The sequence below is a fragment of the Paenibacillus sp. J2L1-98 genome, assembly GCF_056269405.1.
Genome location: NZ_JBWDNW010000007.1, coordinates 270,459 through 290,934 on the forward strand (window position 1 = coordinate 270,459; position 20,476 = coordinate 290,934).

Here is a 20,476-nt window from a genome sequence, read left to right on the forward strand (position 1 = left end):
TAAACAAAACAAGCTTCTGGGAGGTCAATTAGATGAAAAAAATGATTAAAGGTCTACTCGTCACCGTGCTTGCGACATCGCTGCTTGCCGGCTGCGGAAACAATGCTAATAACGCGGGCAGCACGGATAATGCGGCAAGCGGCGGCGAAGCCAAAAGCGTGAACCTTAAAATGTTTATCGCACAGCCGCGGTTTAAAGAACACTACGATAAATATATTGCGGATTTTGTTGCGAAGGAGAAAGCGGAGAAAAATATCGACGTAACGGTACAGCTCGAAATGCCGACTGCCGATAACGCGGCGCAAATTTTAAAAACGCGTTTGGCATCCAACGATGCGCCGGATATTTTCGCACTTCATGCCATCAACGAAATTCCTTCCTACTATAAAGCGGGCTACTTAGAGGATTTATCCGATCAGCCTTTTGTAGGCAAGCTTCTGGATAGCGTCAAGCCATCCGTTACGACGACAGACGGCAAGGTTGTAGCCGTTCCTCTGGAAACTTTATCGTGGGGCTACTTGTACAACAAAAAGATTTTTACGGATCTGGGGCTGACGCCTCCAACGACTTTGACCGAAATGAAAGCGGTTATTGAGAAGCTAAAGGCGAATAAAGTAACGCCATTCGTACTGTCTTACAAAGAATCTTGGATTCCGCAGCTTATACTGCCTCTGACTGCAGGCGCGCTCATCAGTACCGAAAATCCCGATTTCATTGAGCGGATGAATAAGGACGAAGGCTCGTTTACTGAAATGAAATCGATGTTTGACATCTTTGATCTCATTAATGCGAACGGAACGGAAAAAGCGACGGAAGTCGGCGGCGATGACGGCGCTGCAGCGTTTGCGGCAGGTAAAGGCGCGATGTGGCTGCAAGGTCCATGGTATGCAGAAACGATTCTTAAATCCAATCCTGATCTTGATTTTGGCGTAGCACCGCTGCCGATCAACGACAATCCAAAAGCAACGCTCATTAACCTAAGCGCATCCACTTCATTAGCTTTATCGAAAACGACGAAAAACAAAGAAGTGGCGCTTGATTTCATCAACTATGTGCTCGATGATACCGCTTCTAACGCGTTCTTCCAAGCGCTTAAATTTAATCCGATCGCCACTGTGCATACGTATGAAAGCTACCCTTGGGTAAACGATGCAACTGCATATGTCAAAGAGGGCAAATCGTATCAGGATCCAGCTATTCCGCAGTCTGTAAAGGACGAGGTTGGTAAAGGGCTGCAGGCTTATTATGCCGGTCAAATTTCACAGGATGATGTGCTGAAGGCGCTCGACAAGGCTTGGAAATCGTTCAATAAAGTAAACAAGTAATTGATTTTAGTCCGGGATGCAGGGGAGAGGTGATTCCTGCTTCTCCCATCCCGGTTTAATAGAGACACATAAGGAGAGGGGCTGAAACTGTGCCGATCAAAAGCTACAAAAAATACATCTCGTTACTGACTTTTGTTGCACCCGCATTTGTTTTATATGCGATCTTCCTGCTGATACCGACGCTCGGCGGAATGTTCTACAGCTTTACCGACTGGAACGGCTTGAATACTAACTATGAGTTTATTGGCTTAGGCAACTTTATCGAAGCGCTTAAGGAAGATCCCGATTTCATCAGTTCGATATTTTTCACTTTGAAATACGTGCTGTTTATGGTCGTTCTGCAAAATGTATTCGCTTTGCTGCTCGCCGTATTTATTGAATCACGCGCAAAAAGCAAAGGTTTCTTCCGGACGATTTTCTTTATGCCGAACATGATAAGCACGATTATCAGCGCATTTATGTGGACGTTCGTATTCGCTCAGGTGCTGCCGCAGCTCGCTGAGAAGACAGCGCTTACGTTTCTGGACCAATCATGGATCGGAGATCCGCAAGTGTCCTTCTACTCCATTCTGATCGTATCGCTCTGGAATGGCGTCGGCTACATGATGATTATTTATTTGGCTGGCCTGCAGGGCGTGCCGCAGAGCTTGAAGGAAGCGGCTGTCATTGATGGCGCTACCGCATTCCAAACGTTCCGCAACGTGACGCTTCCGATGATTACGCATGCGATTACCATTTGCTTCTTCCTGACGCTGAACGGCGCGTTTAAAGTGTTTGAGGTCGTATATGGTTTAACGGGCGGGGGTCCTGGCCGGAGCACGCAGGTTATTACGATGAATATTTACGAAGAAGCGTTCTCGAATAATTTCCGTTACGGCTATGCCAGCGCAAAATCAGTCATTCTATTCGTAATTATCCTAATATTCACGCTTATCCAAATCCGTGTCATGAAGAAAAGAGAGGTGGAAGCATGAGTCAGAAAAAATCAACCTCCCTGCTTATTACCGTTATGCTGTCGATCGGGGCTGCTGTTTCCTTCTTCCCGATTTACTTAGCTGTCATTAACTCGTTTAAGACGCAAGGCGAAATGTTCCGCTCGTTCGTTGCGCTGCCTTCGAAGATTCATTTCAGCAACTATGCCGATGCTTTTCGTCAAATTCATTTGCTGCACAGCACGCTAAACTCGATTATTATCTCGGTGGTCGGGATCGGCGGGATCGTATTTTGCGCCGCTTTGGCTGGTTACAAGCTTTCCCGTACGAGCGGCAGACTAAGCAATATCATCTTCTTCTTATTTATTGCTTCGATGCTCGTTCCGTTTCATTCGATTATGATTCCGTTGACTAGAATGGCCAAAGCCTTGTCCGTTCAAGGCAGTACGTATGGGCTTGCAATCATATATATCGGACTGGGCGTTAATATGGCGATCTTTCTCTACCATGGCTTCGTGAAATCGATCCCTAGGGAGCTGGAGGAAGCTGCACAAATTGACGGCTGTAATGAATTCCAAACCTTCTTCAAAATTATTTTTCCGCTGCTTGTGCCGATTACCGTAACGATTGCTATTCTTGACTTCCTTTGGATCTGGAATGATTTCTTGTTGCCATTGCTTATGCTGACAGATGTGGACAATTACACGCTCATTTTATCTACAAACACTTTGTTCGGCGAGTATAACAAGGAGTGGTCGCTCATTTTGGCGGCGCTTGTGCTGACGGCGATTCCTGTCATTATTATTTATTCGTTCTTCCAAAAGTTCATTATGCACGGAATTGCGGAGGGTGCGATCAAGGGCTAATGTCAAGTGGCGCTGAATCCGGGCGGCTAGAGAATAATCAGCTATAGAGAAGGAGCTCTTATGATGAAAAAACTGTTATACGGCGTTGCTTATTATGATGAATATATGCCCTGCGAGCGGCTTGAAGATGATATTCGCATGATGAAGGAAGCGGGCATTAATGTCGTCCGGATCGCGGAATCAACCTGGAGCACGCATGAGCCGCAAAACGGCGTCTTCGATTTCTCCTCTGTCGATAAGGTGCTGGATGCGATGCATGGCGCAGGCATCAAGGTGATTGTCGGGACGCCGACCTATGCGGTTCCGACATGGATGGTGAAGGAGCATCCGGATGTGCTGGCGGTCACTGCGCGCGGACCCGGCTCCTACGGAGCCCGCCAAATTATGGACATTACTAATCCGGCTTATCTTTTTTATTCCGAACGTATCATTCGTAAGCTCATTAGCCGAGTAAGTGCACATCCAGCCGTTATCGGGTATCAGACGGACAATGAGACAAAGCACTACGATACGGCCGGGCCGAATGTTCAGCTGCAGTTCGTCAAATATATGCGCGAGACGTATGAATCGTTAGACCGTGTCAATGAGCTGTTCGGTCTTGATTATTGGAGCAACCGCATTAATAGCTGGGAGGACTTTCCGTCCATGGTCGGCACGATCAATGGAAGCCTTGGAGCGGAGTTCGCAAAATTCCAGCGGAAGCTGGTTAACGAATTTTTGGCATGGCAGGTAGCTATTGTGAACGAATACAAGCAGCCCGGACAATTCGTGACACAAAACTTCGATTTCGAATGGCGCGGCTATTCATTCGGCGTACAGCCTTCCGTTGATCATTTTGCGGCTTCGGAACCATTCGATATTGCAGGCGTCGATATTTATCATCCTTCTCAGGACGACTTGACCGGCATTGAAATTTCGTTCGGCGGCGACATGACGCGTTCGCTGAAAAACAGCAATTATTTGGTTTTAGAGACGCAAGCGCAGGCCTTCCCTCATTGGACGCCATATCCCGGCCAATTGCGGCTGCAAGCATTCAGCCATCTCGCATCCGGAGCGAATATGGTCGCTTATTGGCACTGGCATTCGATTCACAATTCGGCGGAGACGTATTGGAAAGGGCTGCTGAGCCATGACTTCAAGCCGAATCCGGTGTATAACGAAGCGAAAACGATTGGAGCCGATTTTGCAAGACTAAGCGATGAGCTTATTAACTTGCGGAAAAGCAATCAGGTAGCCGTAATGGTCAGCAACGAGGCATTGTCGGCGATGGAGTGGTTCAAGCTGCCCGACGGAAAAACGTACAATGATGTCGTTCGTGCCTTGTATGATGAATTGTACAAGCTAAATGTCGAGGTTGATTTTATCCAGCCTACCCATACTAATTTGAATGACTATAAGCTAATCGTCGTTCCTGCGCTTTACGCGGCAGCTGATGAATGTCTTGTGCGGTTAAATGAGTTTGTCCGCAGCGGCGGGCATGTCGTCTATTCATTCAAGAGCGGCTTTGCCGATGAAGTCGTTAAGGTACGCGCTGCGCAGCAGCCTGGTATTATACATGAGGCATGCGGCATCACTTACAGCATGTTTGTATCGCCGAATAATGTTAGTTTGAAGGGTGAGCTGGTCTTGGAAGGCACGGAGAGCAGCCGGGTTGAAGCATGGATGGAGCTCATTACACCAACGACCGCCGAAGTGCTTGCTTATTACGATCATTCGCATTGGGGCGAATATGCGGCGATTACGCGCAACAAATTTGGCAGAGGAACCGCGACCTATATCGGATGTTTGCCAGGGGCCGATATTGTCAGACGCGTACTGAGCGGCGCTTTGCAGGATGCCGGGTTATGGGGCGTAAATCAGGAGCTTTCTTTCCCGATTATCGTGAAATCAGGCTTGAACACAAATGGAGAACAAATCCGTTATTATTTTAACTATTCGAATGAGCCTGCCGCTTTCAATTATACGCATCAAGCTGGTACGGAGCTGCTGACGGGCAGCAGCATCGCAAGCGGTCAACAGCTGGAGCTTGCGCCTTGGGGCTTTCTTATTATTAAAGAATAGATAAGGTTAAGGCTGAAACAAGCGGGACTTGTTTCAGCCTTATTTGTGTATGCTAAAGCGAATGAGAAGGACAGCTGCGCGCTGCTCCTGAGCTTGACGATATTCAATAACTTATGTATCATTACTTACAATAAGTAACTAGAAGCTACCTAAAGAGACGTTACCCGTCTTTGGATATAATGTAAGAAAGCGGTGTTTGTCATCAAAGAAGAAACACAGATTGGCGTTCCGTTAAAAGAGGGGCGATCGGGACAGTTTGAGTTTGGCATTTATACGTTAGGCGATATTAGCGCTGATCCTGTAAGCGGACAGCTGCCAAGTGCCGGTGATCGCATGAAGGAGATCGTTGCAGCAGCGAAGCTTGCCGATGAGGCCGGCCTTGATGTGTTTGGAGTCGGCGAGCATCATCGCTTAGACTTTGTTATTTCGTCGCCGCCAGTCGTATTAGCGGCGATCGCGCAAGCTACGAGGCAGATTCGGTTAACGAGTGCCACTACGGTGCTTGGAACCTCTGATCCGGTAAGAGTGTTTGAGGATTTCTCAACGTTGGATTTGCTGTCCGATGGCCGGGCGGAAATTATCGCGGGACGCGGGGCTTACGTGGAATCGTTCCCGCTGTTCGGATATGAGCTGGACGATTATAAGGATTTATTTTACGAGAAAATCAACCTGCTGCTCCGGCTGAACGAAAACGAGCGCATTAGTTGGAACGGCCGTTTTCGCACCGGCTTGCACAATGCTGAAATTGCCCCTCGTCCGCTGCAGCCCCGTCTGCCCGTATGGGTCGGAGTCGGGGGTACTCCGCAAAGTGCGGAGCTGGCCGGAAAGCTGGGCGCGGGAATGGCTCTTGCCATCCTTGGAGGCGATCCGGCTAAATTTAAGCCGCTTGTCGATGTGTACCGGGCCGCAGCCATTCAGGCGGGACATCAACGGGAAGCGCTTAAGGTAGCGATAACGAGCCATGGCTGTATCGCCAATTCGTCTCAGCAGGCGAAGGACGAGTATTATCCTTATTACGCTAATTACGCCGGTCAGTTCATGGGCGGAAATGCGCGGGGCGAGAGGCTGGCGCGAGAGCAGTTCGAACAGCTGGCGAATCCCTTGCATGCATTAGCTGTCGGCAGTCCCGAGCAGATTATCGAGAAAATTTTGGCGCAGCATGAGCTGTTTGGGCATAACCGGTTCATGGCTCAATTCGATATCGGAGGAATCCCTTTCTCCAAGGTAGCGGCATCGATCGAGCTGCTGGCGGTTAAGGTCGCGCCGGTTGTCCGGAGAGAACTGAGCAAATCCGGCTTATACGCGGCGCAGCGCTAGAACGAATAGAAATGGAAGAGGAGACTGTCCAAGGCGGCGCATCGGCTGCGGGAAGTCTCTTTTTTATTGCGGCACCTAAAAAAAGCAGACATGATCCGAAAATAACGGCGATGCTCAAAACTGTTGAATTCGCTTACAATAATGGAAGATGGGCATAGTATCTTTATTAGTTAGAGGATGGATCGTTATGGATAAAGGCGGGGTGATTATGTATTGGCAAAAATTAGTTCAATTTATAAACCATTATCGTCCTCGTAAGCTTAGAAGCCGGTTTGTGCTTGCAATGATCAGCCTTTCTGTACCCCCATTATTTGTACTTGGCTATATTTCGTATGACGTGGCTAGAGATACCCTTGTTCAAAATCATACAGACAATAATGCGTATCATCTGAAAACGGCCAGCGAGGTAGCGGATCTCTTATTTCGTAATCTGATCAATATGAATCGGTTAATCTTAGCGAATGATGATCTCCGCCGCGAGGTAAGGGAGAGCGGAATGGACGGTCATCCAGTCATTAATTTACGAACCGCGAATCGTCTTCATAACGTCGTTGTCAACAATCTGGTTGACACTCGCCATATCGAATCGATTTGTATATTTGACCGCGATTACCGTTCCGTTTGCTATGGCAGTACCCCGGAGCGTGCCGGCATTTACGGCAACGATGAAGGAAGAGCGAGCCTTGCTGATACGGTTTGGTACCGGAAGGCGCTTGCAGCACAGGGAAAGGAGCAGTTTTTCAGCTATAACGTGCTTCAGGGAACCTCGAACGGGAGCGCATTCTCGAGCGTGAAGCTGCTGCGTGATCCCTCCAATTACGAGACTATCGGCTTGTTAGTCATTAATATAAAAAAAACGTTATTTGAACAGGTCATCAATGAAGGCGGAGATAGCGGCTTTGTCGTGTTTGATCCATCGGACAATCATTTGAATATCATTTATGACCGATTCCCGGCTTTAACGTCTCTTTTCCCTTCGGCAAATACGGAATCGACCTTCTTAAAGCAGCTGCAGGAGAAGGGATACCTGACGACAACCTATACGAACAGAACGACCGGCTGGACGTTTCTGCATTTCGTAGCGGAGAAAACGCTGCTTAAGGATTCCGACCGGATTGGAGTCGCTACGACACTGATTGCAAGTCTCATTGCTTTAATTGCTTTATTGTTATCCTTGTTTTTATCGGGTACGATAATCCGTCCGCTCCTGCAGGTCAAAAAAATGATGGTCGACTGGTCGAAAGGGACGCAAAGCACGCGGGAGTCGTTCGAGGAGGATGAGGTTGGCGTGATCGGCGAGACGTTCAAGCGCATAACCTCTGAAAATGTTCAGCTCAACGAGCGGCTGATTCACTCGCAGTTAAAGGAGCGCGAAGCCGAGCTGAGAACGCTGCAAGCGCAGATCAAGCCTCATTTCCTGTACAATACGTTGGATTCTATTTATTGGATGGCTGTTATACAAAAGAACGAGGATATCGCCAAAATGGCCGTATCCCTCTCGGAAAGCTTCAAGCTCAGCTTGAACAAAGGGAAGGAAACCATTCCGGTTTTTAAGGAATTAAAGCATATCGAGCATTATATGACCATTCAAAATTTACGCTATAACGAGCGCTTTCAATATATCCAAGAGGTGGAGTCTTCGCTGATGGGTTTGGAAATATTAAAGCTTATGCTGCAGCCGCTTGTAGAGAACGCGATCTATCACGGGCTGGAGCCGAAGGTAGGGGAAGGAACGATTCGCTTGACCGGGAAGCTGGAGGCTGGAATGGTTGTTTTCACGGTAGAGGACGACGGAATCGGCATTGCGGATTTGGAAGTGACGAAGCAGGGTTACGGCCTCGGAAACGTTCGGGAAAGATTGCAATTATACTACGGGCCAAGCAGCTCGCTCGATATTTCGAGCGAGCCTAATGCAGGCACCAAGATAACGATTCGATTCCGGCCAGAAGGCAGAAGAGAGGGATAACAGATGTTGAAGGCAGTTGTGTTTGACGATGAGTATATCGTGCTGCAGGGGCTGCGAACGATGATCGATTGGCCGCAGTACGGCATAGAATTGGCCGGTACGGCGGGTGACGGCAAAACGGCGTTCGACATGTTCCGCGAACTAACGCCTGATATCGTGATGACCGATATACGGATGCCCGGTATGGATGGCTTGCAGCTCGTTGAAGCGATCTTGCAGGAGTCACCCGAGACGTTATGCATCGTGTTCAGCGGCTTTAATGAATTCGAGTATGTAAGAAAGGCCATTAATCTCGGTGTTCTTGACTATCTGGAGAAACCAATCACAATCGCAAAAATCGACGAAGTACTGAAGAAAACGATCGGACGTATAGGTGAGCAGCAGGAATTGACGAATCTGAAATCAAAGTGGGAAGCAAGCCGCAATGAGCTGCTTGAGAAAGCGACGCTTGACTTGCTTCTTGTAGGCGGGGAGGCTGAACCGAAATGGCGGGAGAGCTTTGGGCTTGACGCGGAGCGGGTCGTCGGCGTGACCGTCATTGCATTCCTAGAGCTTAATCAAGCACTCCGGGAGCAACCAGCTTATCGCATCGTTCACGTTTGGAACGGTTTGGAGCGGCTTTCGGTCGTGTTTCACTTTGACCTGTCGCCTGACGTCATTGCGGAGCAGCTGTATGCGCAGATGAAGCAGATGTCTTGCACTGCCGGATCGGGAAAAACGTACCCATCCGTATCGGACGCTCCCAAGAGCTATAAGGAAGCGCTGCGGGCTTTGCGGTATGGCAGGTTTCAAGAAGAGAAGGGCTGGGTGAGATTTGAGGATGCCGGCCAAAATGATACGTTTCAGGGGGGCTCGACGGAGCGGGAGGAAGCGATCATATTTCACATGCGAAAGGGTGACAAGGACGGGCTGCTGAAGCAGCTGGAAGCTTTCTGTCAGTGGATGGAAGAGGAGAAGCTAAGCCCTGAGCTTGCGGAGCAAGAAATTTTAAAACTCGCCTTTTTAAGTGCAGGAGTAGCGAAGGAATCGGGCATCGATCTCCGGCAAGCGGGCAGCATTTCAGCTGTATCCCATCAGGAGCTGAGCGAGATGCATTCTCGTTCGGAGATGTTTCAGTGGCTCAGCAATCAAATGATGGCGGCATTGCATTTGACGACAGAAACGAGGGCTTCTTCCAAGCATAGCGCGGTAGAGAAAGCGCTGCGTTATATGAACGAGCATTACAGCCGCGACTTATCCTTGCAGGAGGTAGCGGAGCAGGCGAGCTTGAATGCGACTTATTTCAGCTTGCTGTTCAAGGAGGAGGTCGGAATTTCTTATATTAAGCATTTGACCAAAATCCGTTTGGAGCATGCGAAAGCGCTGCTGTCGGAAGGGGCGAGAGTCAATGAGGTAAGCGAGAAGGTCGGCTATCATAATTACAGACATTTTACGGAGATGTTCAAGAAGATCTACGGGATTACGCCTGGTCAATACCGGGAATCGATGGAGCAAACGCAAACCCGCGAGGCAATGCCTATGAAAGGGAGGGGGCTGGAGTGAAACGGTTGTTGCAATTTATTCCAGTAGTACTGGTTTTGATGATCCTCTTGACGTCCTGTATGTCCGCCAGCGGTCCTTCTGTCCTGAAGCTGCCGCAGCAGCGAACGATTCATTATGTCTCATCCAATCAGGGAAATGAGGGTAGTGCCAAAATTATCGGACAGCTGGCGGACAAATATTCGGCAGCACATCCCAATGTGAAGTATGAGTTTGAAAATGTGACGACCTCGGCTCTGCTGCAAAAAATCCAATTGCTTGCCGCGTCTAACGATTTGCCCGATCTATTTTCCTTCGAGTCTGGGAATCCGCTCAAGCAGCTCGCAGAAAGCGGCTTTGTATTGGATCTGGAAAAGACCTTTAAGGAGCTTGGCCTCTATGACCAATTGAACCCGGCAGCCGTAGCTTTATTGAAGTCCATGGTCGGCGGTAAGGGGTTATATGCGCTGCCGCTTGAGATGAATATTGAAGGCTTCTGGTACAATAAGGAGCTGTTTGCGAAGTATGGCCTGAAGGAACCGCTCACCTGGGACGAGATGCTGCGTGCCGCAGAAACGTTTAAGCAGCACGGCATTCAGCCTTTCTCGGTCGGCGGGGAGCATAAGTGGCCGATTACGCGGCTCATTAACGGCTATGTCATACGAAAGTACGGCTTTGACGCGATGCAAAGGGTAAACAGAGGCGAGCTGCGGGTCACGGAGCCAGGGTTTGTTGAAGCCGCTCAGGTTGTACAGGATATGGGCTTGAAAGGGTACTTCGGCAGCAACGTCAACTCCGTGGATAACGATTTGTCCGTACAAATGTTTTTGACGGGGAAGAGCGCGATGTTTTATGTGGGCAGTTGGATTTTGCGGGACTTGAATGACCTTGATAAAAATAAGATCGGGGCAGAGAATATCGGCTTTTTCAATATTCCGCTCGTGAAGGGAGGCAAGGGGACACTAGATGATTGGTCCATGAATGCCGGACTGACGACGTCTTTCTCCGCAGCGGCTTACGATGATACGATGAAAGATTGGATCAAAGAAGTGTTCACTGGTTATGGGGATGAGGCTTTGAATGAATTAGGCATTATTCCCGGCTTTCGGGTAGAGCAAGTGCCGGACAATATTCCGCCGCTTACCCGTATGGTTCAGCAGAAGATGAATGGCGTCAAGAACAGCGCACTGTGGTTTGAAGCCTTCTTCAATACGAGGACGCAAACCGTGGCCTGGAATAATGCCCAGCTGCTTGTCTCGAGTGAGATGCTGACCCCCCGGCAGTATATGGAGGAGCTTCAGCGGGCGATCGATGAGCAGCGGAATGAATAAAGATCGGCACCGAAGCCGTATGCAGCGCATACGGCTCCGGTGCCTTCTTACATTTCGCCGCTAATGTTATTGTCCGTCCAATAAATATTTGCGGATAAAATAAGTCGGCGTGCAGCTCCATGCGTGACAGTAGCTGTTGATGAGATTGCTGCCGTAAGGGGACTGCTTCTTGTCCATCGGGTTGTAAAGCTCCCAGAAGCAATCCGCGCCGTCCTGCATCATTTCTCCCCAATAAGCGCGCATTTGCCCGATTGCCAATTCGCGATTGCCGCTTTCAAATAATGCTTCGATGAAGTGATGGTACATATATGGAGTCGTCATGCCGATGCTTGGCGGTTCTACGAATAAACGCTCCAGCATCGCTTTCGTTTGCGCTGGACTGTGTACTTCGGCAAGCGCCATCCACACCTGGGAAGCCCATGAAATTTGCTCGTTCTCACCGCTTACGAAATAGCCTTTACCGGCATCCCAGAGATGGGTGATTGCAGCCTGCACCGTTCTTTCTATTTGGCCGGAGAGGAAAGCTTGCTCCGCAGCTGATTCCAATATGGACGCCAGCTTAAGTCCCTTTCTCAGACAATAAATAAGCACGGCCTGTGCCGGAGCTTGCTTATTTAAATCCGGATGCCAGTCTGTGAAGCAATACCAGGAGGGGTCGTCGACAACGATGCCCCGTTCATCCAGCCGGTCTAAACCGAGCTCCAACTGCTTCATCGCAATCGGCCAAAGCTCGATGAGCGCCGCCTTGTCGCCTGAGGCCTCGTAATAATCAAATAAGGTAGCGACGAAAAATAAGGAATAATCATAGAGCAGCGTATCGTCAACATGCGGCTGCGGCTTTTCGAACACGCATGCCCCAACCGCTCCGTTCCCGAGCGTCATGCCGCCGAATAAATAGAGGCAGCGCTTGACGAGATCAAAGTTGCGGAATGTATAGTAATTGGCTTGCGCCTGCAGCCGCAAATCGCCGATCCACAACCTGCGGTCACGCTTCGGACCGTCCTCGAACACGGTTTGCATGCAATCCTGCAAGGTTTTGATGGCGATTTGGTCCATTTGCTTCAAGTCTTGGGGGAGACGATCCGGGAGCGGCGGTATCTGCGTTACGTCTCCCGAGGTTACGGCCAAGCAAACGGCATCCTCGAACGAAACCTTATATTTACGTGAAGTGTCCATGACGATGACCTTCATATAACGGAAGCAATAACGCCTTGGGAGCTTGATAACGGCAGGCAAAATATCGACGAATACGAGCTCCTCCTGCAGCCAGGAGCTGCTTAACCAGCCTTCATAAGACTCGAAGGGCTCAGCGGTTTCGCAGGGCATTTCTCCAAAAATAAGCTTCAGTTTGAGCGGTGCGTCCGGCGGACTTCCGACCGGCTTAACCGACAGGGTCAAATAGCCAACCTGATGATCGCCGAAGTCGAGCGTAAAGCTGTCGTTTTTGCCATAGGACGCTTGCTTCCACTCTTCAATCGTTGCCGCATGCTCCGTCCTCCAGCCTTGGAAAGCATCGTCGTCTGCCGTCATCTTTACGAGCCGGGTCGGTCGCACCTCGGAGGTATACAGATCAGGCGTTAACTGCTCGGCAATTTGGACAAGTTCTTTATTCGTATTCATAATCTTCATCTCCAATCCATTCTATCAAGTTGGGTTAGCCTTTTACCGCGCCTGCTGTCATGCCTGAAACGATCTTCTTGTTGAAGATCATAAACAGAAGAAGCGGCGGTATGGAAATGAGCACAACGTCGGCAAAGAGCAGGTTCCAGGATGTGTTATACATGCTGGTGAAGTTGTAGAGCGTGAGCTGAATAGTAGCATTTTTGGCGCCCGGGAAAAAATACAACGGATTCACAAAGTCGTTATAAATGCCTACGGCGGACAAAACGATAACGGTCGAGGTAACCGGCATAAGCAGCGGCAATATCATTTGAAAGAACATCCGGAAGCTGCCGCAGCCATCAACCACTGCCGCCTCGTCGATTTCGCGGGGGATCGTTACCATGAAGCCTTTGTAGAGAATCGTCGAGAACGAAATGGATAGTGCAACCTCAATCAGTACGATTCCTGTCATCGTTTTGAACAGGTGAATGGAATCGAGCACCCAAATCGTCGGCACGATAGCCGGAGGAATCATAAGGCCGGCAAGAATGAGAAAATTGATCCAGCTGGACCATTTGTCTGTCCGGCGCTGCAGCACATAGCCCGCCATCGCGCAAACGATAATAAGAACAATAATGGATAGAAACGTAATGACGGTGCTGTTGAAGAAGGCGAGCAGAACGAGGCCGTCCTGCGCAGTCAGCACCTCCTTGTAATTGTCCCAAATCGGAAAGGAAGTCGGCCAATTAAGCGACAGCTCAGCTGATTCCGTACGATTTTTGAACGAGTTAATCAGGACGAAATATAACGGAATAATGAATATGACGATAGACAGCAAAACGGCAGCCGATTCGGCAATAAACTTCGTAACTCCTTTTTTCATAGGTCAACCTCTCTTTTCGTAAGAAACTTATACAACGGGAAGGCAAGCAGCGATACACCTAGGAACAAAATAACGTTGCCCGCCGTTGCCAGACCATAGAAGCCTCCCTGGTATTGCTTGTAAATGATTGAGGCGATAAGGTCGGTGCTGAAGCCGGGGCCGCCCTTGGTCATTGCCCAAACGAGATCGAAGGAACGGAGACCGCCGATAAAAGCAAGAATGATAACGGAATTCATCGCCGAACGGGAAAGCGGGAGCATAATATGAAGGAATTTATCGAATCCGTTGCCGCCATCGATCTGCAGCGCCTCGTAGTATTCCTCGGGTATGGACATGATGCCTGCCAGGAAAATGACAGTGGCCATGCCGACGCCTTTCCATACATCGACTAAAGCAACCGATAATAATGCGATGCTGGTGTCGCCCAGCCAATCGGGACCGGCTAAGCCGACGGCGGCAATCGCTTTGTTAATGATGCCTTGGCTCGGATGCATCATGCTGCTGAAGGCGATGCCGACAGCAATCGTGCTGAGCAGAGTCGGAAAGAAAACGACAGAGCGCAAATAACCTCTCGTCTTCAGCTTTGATGCAAGCAGCACGCCTAGCAAAAGACCGAACACAACCTTCAAGATGCAAGTAACTACTGCATAAATGATCGTATTGCGGAAACCGATATTAAGCGACGATTCCGAGAAGAACGTCACGTAGTTTTCGAAGCCAATAAATTCCCAGTCCACGAGATCCCATCTCGTCATGCTGAAGAAAAACGACATAATCGTTGGCAGTAGGAAAAGCATAAAGTAAATCAAGCCTGCAGGCAGCAGAAACGCATAGGTATATAACTTCCTTGATGCTTTTGTCATCGTTATCTCTCCTAGATCAGTGTAAAAAATCGGCCCTGCGAGCGAACTTCACAGGGCCATGTCAATGGTCAGAACGGCTTGCATCCATAAGCTGACTTCAAGCTAATACTTCTTGCTATGCTTACCAGCCTTCAATGCCAAGCTGCTTCGCTTGCTTCTCGACATCCTTGTCATAAGCATTCGCGCTTTGTTCAGGCGTCTTCATGCCGGCACCGTTCTCGACCATAATTTGCGGAAGATTCGGTCCTTTAAGAGGTGACAGAAATTCAAGTGCCGGAGCGGTATTGCCGCTATCAAAATAAGGCATCATATCCAGTACAGCGCCGTAAGTGCCTTCAGGGAGCTTGGCATCTTTCACCAAATAAGGACCTTCCGGCTTACGTTTGCTCGACATAAGCGCGATGCCCTCTGTGGAAGCATAGAACGAGAGCCATTTTTTTGCGGCTTCGAGGTTTTTGCTATCCTTCGAGATCGAGATTGCACCCGGCATCCAGACGGTTAAGCCATTTGTATCCGCGCTGTCGCTCGGTTGGGCAAACATGCCGATATCATCCATTTGCTCAGGGAAGTTGGCATATAAGGTCGCGAGTGCGAATGTAAGCATCGGATAGTGTACGCCAGTGCCTTCCGCCAGCATTTTTAGAGCCGTATCATACGTTGTAGCCAAATAATCCTCGTTCATGTAGCCTTTTGTTTTGATTTCCTGCATTTTCTCGAAAGCGCGCAGCGCCTCAGGCGTCGTCGCGAACTTCGCCTTGTTGTTTGTGAAATCATCGGCAAACGCCGGCACTTTCTTCTGCAGATTGTAGTAGTCTGCGAGCAAAATCAATTGGGCAGTCCAGCTGTCCTTATAGGAACCGATGACCGCTGTTTTGCCGGATGCTTTGATCTTCTCGTTGTTTGCCATCAGCTCGGCCCATGTTTTCGGAACAGACAAACCCAGCTCGGCGTAAACTTTTTTATTGTAAAGCCAGCCGCCCGCTTGGGAGGAGCCGCTAGGGGCGCCGTATATTTTACCGTCAACCGTCACCGTTCCTTTGAATGTATCCAGCACGTTAGCCATAAAAGGCTCATTCGTCAGATCGACGAAATATTTCTCGGGCTTTAAGGCTTTGAATAAGGAGCCGGCGTTGTAGAAATTCAAGTCATCCATTTCGCCTGTAGCAAGCTTCGTTTTTACGAGGTTATCGCCTTCCGAGCCGCCTGGACGCAGGTCGTATTCCGTTTTGATGTTATATTTATTTTCGATTTCTTCCGCTACTGCTTTAATGCCGTCAAGCGAGGTTTGATTGTCGATCAGCAGCTTGAGCGTAACGGGTTCCACGTAGCGCTCCCCGTCCATGGCCGCTTGACCGTCGCTTGCGGCTGGCGAGTTGCTGCTGCCGCTTCCGCAGCCTGCAAGCAGGGAAGACAATACGATGAAGCTTGATACGATCGTGAGCAGCTTTTTCTTTGATTTACTCATGTGAATACATCCCCCTAACGATTTGTGTAGCCTTACTAATTTCTAAACTGCGGTTTATTTCTGTTATGCGCCGGGGAATTGTTCATCCCCGTGGCCTTATTGTAAGCGGTATAAAATTTGTTTGTAAGCGCTGCATTTTTTGTGCGGTGTCTGTTTTTTTTAGGGAAGAACGGCAGCCCCCTGAATGAGCTTTTTTGTTTTTGGCTGCTGATAAGAGCTGATATCCGCATGATTATTGCGAAAGTCCATAGCCGGTCGGGCGGAGGAGATGGTACAATTATAAAAAAAATGATGAATAAGGGAGAGGCGCATGGAAGCTTCCAGACTCGATGAATTAAGACAAGGCATTGATCAATTGGATCATAAAATTATTTCTTTGCTTGCAGAACGGTTTCAATTAACAGAAGAGGTGGGTATTTATAAAGCAATAAATAAGCTGGCAGCTCAGGATACGGGCCGCGAATTGAAGCAATTTGATAAAATAGCGAAGCTTGCGGATAGTAAAGAGCTAAATCCGGAATATGCAGCCGCCATTTATAGGTGTCTGATTGACGTTGTTATTTTACGGCATCAAGAAATACAGCAATCGTATGAGCAAAACAGCCGGATTGGACAAATTGAAGCCTACTAATCGATCGTTTTGTCATGAAGGAAGGGATGGTAACGATGATTGTGTACGAGAAGGAAGAAGCGTTTATACTCATTGCGCAGCATGATCATGCCCGTATATCCGGAGATCTTGTTTCTGCATGGCAAGGCGAATTATTTCTTAGCAATGAGCGCAGAGAAGAGTTAGCCTACGCAGCCTATGAGCATGATAGCAGCTGGATTGAGCTTGACCGCATTCCGCTCTGGAATGATGCAGCTCATACTCCTTTTTCATTCCGGGATTTTCCGGGAAATATTAGATTTTTCTTCTATTCCAAAGGGCTGGACCGCGTTCAGGAAACGAGCGAATATGCAGCGCTGCTGGGCAGCATCCTCTATACGACGCTTGCCGAGAGATTCAGAAACGCGGATACGGTTGCGTTCGTAGAACGTGAATTTGCTAGACAGAGCGCGATTATAGAGCGGCAGCAGCTTGATGTGAAGCTGCTTCAGCTGCATGCGAAAGCGCTTCTGCTTTGCGATGAGCTCTCGCTTTTTGCATGCATGGAGCAGCCGGGCACGCCGCGGGAGCGCTATGAGTGGTTTGCTGACGGATTTCCGTATTGGTTCGACCGTACAAGACAAACGTCCTTGCTTGCCGATTGGAAGAATCAAACGACGATAGAATTGAATCCGTTTCCTTTCAGCAGAGAAGTGGAAACGAAGCTTGCTTACAAAGAAGTCAGCAAGGCTGACATTGCGAAATACGGCGTTGCGGAAGCTTATCAGCGGGAGCAATTACGGGAGCATAAGCTGCTGTTCAAAGAGAAAACAGAGTAAAATCAACAGCATGCGAGAACAAAGGAACACCGCCCGAACTAAAGTGCATCCCTTAAAGTTGACATTGGAAAATCCCAAATGGGAAACCGGTGATCCTTTTGGGGGTGTATTTTTTATGAGAAAGAACGAGCTATTAAGCATAAGACGTATCTACTACGCCTATCTATCCCCATTTAAGGTTGGATAGAACTCAGACTCGTTAAATAGACCCCTGCACTTCCCGACTTGAGTCTCATTTTATTCGTTTACTTTTTTTGTATACTGGATGCCTGAGCCAATTTAAGGAAAGACGAGGAGGCAAAAGGATGAAATACGCAGTATTGGGCCAATCAGGCTTGCTTGTTTCCAGACTGGCATTCGGAGCGATGACTTTCGGATCGGGAAACAATCCCAGCGTCTACAAGGTGGATCAAAGCGGTGCGCAGCAGCTTGTCGACCGCGCATTAGACGCGGGTATCAATTTTTTTGATACCGCAGACGGTTATGCGGATGGTCAAAGCGAAGAGATGCTTGGACGGCTGCTCGGTTCCCGGCGCAAGGAAACGGTCATCGCCACGAAAGCCGGCTTTCGCGTAGGTCCGGGGCTCGTCCAAGCGGGCTTATCCCGCAAACATCTGTTCGAAGCTTGCGAAGTGAGTCTGCGACGCCTTGACACGGATTACATCGATCTCTACATCGTACATAAAACCGACCCGTACACACCACTCGAGGAAACGCTGGAAGCGCTGAATGATCTGGTCCGGCAGGGGAAAGTCCGCTATATCGGCTACTCGAATTGGCCGGCTTGGCAAGCGGCGCAGGCCGTATCGATCCAGCGCGAACGCCGGTGGGCGTCTTTTATTAACGGTCAGCTATACTATTCCTTGGTTGGCCGCGACATTGAACATGAGACGGTTCCATTCGCGGTCCGGAACAGAGTCGGAATAACCGTCTGGAGTCCGCTCGCAGGCGGCTTCTTGAGCGGTAAATATACCAGGGAGAGCTTGAATGACGATCAAAATCGTTTAAGCGGTTTTGATTTTCTGCCGCATGACAAAGAATGGGGGTTCAACATTTTGGAAACCGTTCGTGAAATAGCTGGAGTATATGGTGCAACACCGGCACAAGTCTCGCTGGCTTGGCTCTTGGCACAACCCCACGTCAGCAGTGTATTGGTCGGCTCCAGTAAATTAGCCCAATTGGAAGATAATCTTCAAGCGGTTGAGCTCCAGTTGAGCGCCGGGGATGTTGCGAGACTGGAAGAGATAACGCGGCCAGTTTCCTTGTATCCGAATTGGTTTACGGCCATGACGAATGATACGCAAACCGCGGAAGCTTTGAGGTTATAATCGGGGTGAGGAGATGTCTTTTATGCACAAACGGATTGGAATTATCGGCAGCGGTACAGCAGGACTGCAGCTTGCATATTCCTTGAAAAATGATTTTGACGTAACGCTGCTTCATTATGAGGAACCGGATGAGATCCGCCGTGGAAGAATTCAATCGACCCAGGTTCATTTTCGTCCGACGCTTCACAGGGAGCATCGCTTTCATATGCCGGAAACGAAAGCAGCTCCTTCCATTCATACGATCCACTTCAATATGGGCCAGCAGAAGCTGTTTGTAGGGAAGCTGTCAGGCGCGGCAACGTCTGTCGACCAGCGCTTGGCCTTCTCCGGGGCGATGGAGGAATTGGCGCAGCACGGAGTGCGCTTTCGCAAAGCCCGCGTATCCCGGAACGATATTAAGAGCTTGGCAGAATCTTATGAACTCTTGATCGATGCCACCGGAAAATCCGGCCCGCTGGTCCCCTTCCCAGTTGAAGCCGGGCTCACGCCATTCCATACTCCGCAGCGCAAATGCATCGTCGGCTATTTTACGGGAATAGCTCCGGTTGATCCCGGGGGGATTTCGATTACGGTACTGCCCGGGGCCGGTGAAATGTTTGAAATTCCCGCTTTAACCCAGCAGGGAGCGGTTACCATTTTATTCATAGAAGCGCTGCCTGACGGGATGTTGGATGTCTTTAAAGGGGTAAGGACAGCTCAAGATTTTGAGGAACGGATGAAGCGCATCCTGCAGGAACATTTGCCGGAGATTTACGGTCGAGTAGATCCCGATCGGTTCTCCCTTGCGGATGAGGCGGCTTATCTCCAAACAGCGGTTACACCGGTCATCCGGAGGCCGTATTTGATGCAAAGCGGCACTTTGGTGTTGGGATGCGGTGACAGTGTCTTCCTTGCAGATCCGATAACGGGTCAAGGCTGCAATACCGCCTCCTATTGTGCGGAGCAGTTGTTTGAGACCCTTATGGCATATAAGGAATCCCCATGGGATGAAAAAGTTGGAATCGAGTATTGGAGCCGCACCCGCCCTTATTTGACGGCAGTGACAGAATGGACCAATGCCATGACCGGGCCGCTGCCCGAACACATCGTTCAAATGCTTATGTAGGCAGCTGCGGATCAACAGATCGCCGACCGTATAGCCCATTGGTTCGAGGAACCGCCGAAAGCTCACGAAGCGTTCTTCCATCAATAATATTGCAGCGGCAGTCTATGATTGAACTGCTCCCCGTCAAGTAGACAGTACAAATAATAAAAATAATTAGGCGGCCTTGGTCCTGTATTCCATTGGACTGAGGCCGTTTAGTTTTGCTTGTAACCGTTCGTTGTTGTAAAAGTGGATGTAGGCCTCGATGTCCCTCTTAAGCTCCTCAAAAGTATGGTACGTGTGCAAATAATACTTCTCACATTTTAGGGTCCCCCAGAAAGATTCCATTGGACCGTTATCGATGCATCGCCCAACACGGGACATGCTCTGGTTCATTTTGTTGTCATCCAAGAGTTTCTTAAAGCCCAAGGAGGTGTATTGGTAGCCTCGGTCGCTATGAAGCATGGGACTGCTTTCTGGAGCTGCTTGCAGGGCCAGTTTCAACGT

General features: G+C 49.2%; 18 protein-coding genes. 13 read left to right on the forward strand and 5 right to left on the reverse strand.

The window, feature by feature from the left end:
• Positions 1–32: 32 nt before the first annotated feature.
• The 9 genes from AC0YNZ_RS16120 (at position 33) to AC0YNZ_RS16160 (ending at position 11,316) form a co-directional block, all read left to right on the forward strand.
• Positions 33–1,325: an ABC transporter substrate-binding protein gene (locus AC0YNZ_RS16120; protein WP_475827571.1), complete on the forward strand. Its 1,293-nt coding sequence runs from the start codon at positions 33–35 to the stop codon at positions 1,323–1,325.
• A gap of 89 nt (positions 1,326–1,414) precedes the next feature.
• The gene (locus AC0YNZ_RS16125) at positions 1,415–2,299 is read left to right on the forward strand and encodes a carbohydrate ABC transporter permease (protein ID WP_475827572.1); all 885 of its coding nucleotides are present in this window, start codon (positions 1,415–1,417) and stop codon (positions 2,297–2,299) included.
• Positions 2,296–3,123, forward strand: a complete 828-nt coding sequence (locus AC0YNZ_RS16130) for a carbohydrate ABC transporter permease (protein ID WP_475827573.1) — start codon at positions 2,296–2,298, stop codon at positions 3,121–3,123. Before AC0YNZ_RS16125 ends, AC0YNZ_RS16130 begins: the two co-directional genes overlap by 4 nt.
• A 63-nt stretch (positions 3,124–3,186) precedes the next feature.
• The gene (locus AC0YNZ_RS16135) at positions 3,187–5,184 is read left to right on the forward strand and encodes a beta-galactosidase (protein ID WP_475827599.1); all 1,998 of its coding nucleotides are present in this window, start codon (positions 3,187–3,189) and stop codon (positions 5,182–5,184) included.
• Between the two features lie 201 nt (positions 5,185–5,385).
• Complete coding sequence (locus AC0YNZ_RS16140; RefSeq protein ID WP_475827600.1) at positions 5,386–6,501, forward strand: LLM class flavin-dependent oxidoreductase; 1,116 nt, start codon at positions 5,386–5,388, stop codon at positions 6,499–6,501.
• 11 nt (positions 6,502–6,512) lie between these two features.
• Complete coding sequence (locus tag AC0YNZ_RS16145; RefSeq protein WP_475827574.1) at positions 6,513–6,659, forward strand: hypothetical protein; 147 nt, start codon at positions 6,513–6,515, stop codon at positions 6,657–6,659.
• A gap of 29 nt (positions 6,660–6,688) precedes the next feature.
• The gene (locus tag AC0YNZ_RS16150) at positions 6,689–8,467 is read left to right on the forward strand and encodes a cache domain-containing sensor histidine kinase (RefSeq protein WP_475827575.1); all 1,779 of its coding nucleotides are present in this window, start codon (positions 6,689–6,691) and stop codon (positions 8,465–8,467) included.
• A 3-nt stretch (positions 8,468–8,470) separates the two neighbouring features.
• Positions 8,471–10,009 (forward strand): response regulator, encoded by a 1,539-nt coding sequence (locus AC0YNZ_RS16155; protein WP_475827576.1) that lies wholly within the window; start codon positions 8,471–8,473, stop codon positions 10,007–10,009.
• Complete coding sequence (locus AC0YNZ_RS16160; protein WP_475827577.1) at positions 10,006–11,316, forward strand: ABC transporter substrate-binding protein; 1,311 nt, start codon at positions 10,006–10,008, stop codon at positions 11,314–11,316. Before AC0YNZ_RS16155 ends, AC0YNZ_RS16160 begins: the two co-directional genes overlap by 4 nt.
• Before the next feature lie 66 nt (positions 11,317–11,382).
• Here AC0YNZ_RS16160 and AC0YNZ_RS16165 read toward each other — a convergent pair whose 3' ends face one another.
• The 4 genes from AC0YNZ_RS16165 to AC0YNZ_RS16180 form a co-directional block, all read right to left on the reverse strand.
• Positions 11,383–12,936: an alpha-L-rhamnosidase-related protein gene (locus tag AC0YNZ_RS16165; protein WP_475827578.1), complete on the reverse strand. Its 1,554-nt coding sequence runs from the start codon at positions 12,934–12,936 to the stop codon at positions 11,383–11,385.
• A gap of 34 nt (positions 12,937–12,970) precedes the next feature.
• Complete coding sequence (locus tag AC0YNZ_RS16170; RefSeq protein ID WP_475827579.1) at positions 12,971–13,801, reverse strand: carbohydrate ABC transporter permease; 831 nt, start codon at positions 13,799–13,801, stop codon at positions 12,971–12,973.
• Positions 13,798–14,664 (reverse strand): carbohydrate ABC transporter permease, encoded by an 867-nt coding sequence (locus tag AC0YNZ_RS16175; RefSeq protein ID WP_475827580.1) that lies wholly within the window; start codon positions 14,662–14,664, stop codon positions 13,798–13,800. Before AC0YNZ_RS16175 ends, AC0YNZ_RS16170 begins: the two co-directional genes overlap by 4 nt.
• Before the next feature lie 121 nt (positions 14,665–14,785).
• Positions 14,786–16,129 carry an ABC transporter substrate-binding protein gene (locus AC0YNZ_RS16180; RefSeq protein WP_475827581.1) on the reverse strand — a complete coding sequence of 448 codons (1,344 nt, stop codon included), beginning with the start codon at positions 16,127–16,129 and terminating at the stop codon, positions 14,786–14,788.
• 310 nt (positions 16,130–16,439) lie between these two features.
• Here AC0YNZ_RS16180 and AC0YNZ_RS16185 point away from each other — a divergent pair, with 310 nt between their 5' ends.
• The 4 genes from AC0YNZ_RS16185 to AC0YNZ_RS16200 all read left to right on the forward strand — a co-directional run bounded on the left by AC0YNZ_RS16185 (position 16,440) and on the right by AC0YNZ_RS16200 (position 19,990).
• Positions 16,440–16,760, forward strand: coding sequence for a chorismate mutase (locus AC0YNZ_RS16185; protein WP_475827582.1), 321 nt, complete (start codon positions 16,440–16,442; stop codon positions 16,758–16,760).
• Positions 16,761–16,786: 26 nt separating this feature from the next.
• Entirely contained in the window at positions 16,787–17,557 is a 771-nt protein-coding gene (locus tag AC0YNZ_RS16190) for a DUF3891 family protein (RefSeq protein WP_475827583.1), read from the forward strand.
• 305 nt (positions 17,558–17,862) lie between these two features.
• Positions 17,863–18,885, forward strand: a complete 1,023-nt coding sequence (locus AC0YNZ_RS16195; RefSeq protein WP_475827584.1) for an aldo/keto reductase — start codon at positions 17,863–17,865, stop codon at positions 18,883–18,885.
• Positions 18,886–18,907: 22 nt separating this feature from the next.
• Positions 18,908–19,990: a styrene monooxygenase/indole monooxygenase family protein gene (locus tag AC0YNZ_RS16200; protein WP_475827585.1), complete on the forward strand. Its 1,083-nt coding sequence runs from the start codon at positions 18,908–18,910 to the stop codon at positions 19,988–19,990.
• 153 nt (positions 19,991–20,143) lie between these two features.
• Here AC0YNZ_RS16200 and AC0YNZ_RS16205 read toward each other — a convergent pair.
• Positions 20,144–20,476 (reverse strand): transposase (locus tag AC0YNZ_RS16205; protein ID WP_475827586.1); only part of this gene is annotated, 333 nt, incomplete at its 5' end.

What these genes read in the sequence shown, in the direction of transcription:
- AC0YNZ_RS16170 (WP_475827579.1), bottom strand. Translation starts at nt 13,801, where the DNA reads ATGAAAAAAGGAGTTACGAAGTTTATTGCCGAATCGGCTGCCGTTTTG.
- AC0YNZ_RS16190 (WP_475827583.1), top strand. Translation starts at nt 16,787, where the DNA reads ATGGTAACGATGATTGTGTACGAGAAGGAAGAAGCGTTTATACTCATT.
- AC0YNZ_RS16185 (WP_475827582.1), top strand. Translation starts at nt 16,440, where the DNA reads ATGGAAGCTTCCAGACTCGATGAATTAAGACAAGGCATTGATCAATTG.
- AC0YNZ_RS16175 (WP_475827580.1), bottom strand. Translation starts at nt 14,664, where the DNA reads ATGACAAAAGCATCAAGGAAGTTATATACCTATGCGTTTCTGCTGCCT.
- AC0YNZ_RS16145 (WP_475827574.1), top strand. Translation starts at nt 6,513, where the DNA reads ATGGAAGAGGAGACTGTCCAAGGCGGCGCATCGGCTGCGGGAAGTCTC.
- AC0YNZ_RS16150 (WP_475827575.1), top strand. Translation starts at nt 6,689, where the DNA reads ATGGATAAAGGCGGGGTGATTATGTATTGGCAAAAATTAGTTCAATTT.
- AC0YNZ_RS16120 (WP_475827571.1), top strand. Translation starts at nt 33, where the DNA reads ATGAAAAAAATGATTAAAGGTCTACTCGTCACCGTGCTTGCGACATCG.
- AC0YNZ_RS16200 (WP_475827585.1), top strand. Translation starts at nt 18,908, where the DNA reads ATGCACAAACGGATTGGAATTATCGGCAGCGGTACAGCAGGACTGCAG.
- AC0YNZ_RS16130 (WP_475827573.1), top strand. Translation starts at nt 2,296, where the DNA reads ATGAGTCAGAAAAAATCAACCTCCCTGCTTATTACCGTTATGCTGTCG.
- AC0YNZ_RS16165 (WP_475827578.1), bottom strand. Translation starts at nt 12,936, where the DNA reads ATGAATACGAATAAAGAACTTGTCCAAATTGCCGAGCAGTTAACGCCT.
- AC0YNZ_RS16180 (WP_475827581.1), bottom strand. Translation starts at nt 16,129, where the DNA reads ATGAGTAAATCAAAGAAAAAGCTGCTCACGATCGTATCAAGCTTCATC.
- AC0YNZ_RS16135 (WP_475827599.1), top strand. Translation starts at nt 3,187, where the DNA reads ATGAAAAAACTGTTATACGGCGTTGCTTATTATGATGAATATATGCCC.
- AC0YNZ_RS16195 (WP_475827584.1), top strand. Translation starts at nt 17,863, where the DNA reads ATGAAATACGCAGTATTGGGCCAATCAGGCTTGCTTGTTTCCAGACTG.
- AC0YNZ_RS16155 (WP_475827576.1), top strand. Translation starts at nt 8,471, where the DNA reads ATGTTGAAGGCAGTTGTGTTTGACGATGAGTATATCGTGCTGCAGGGG.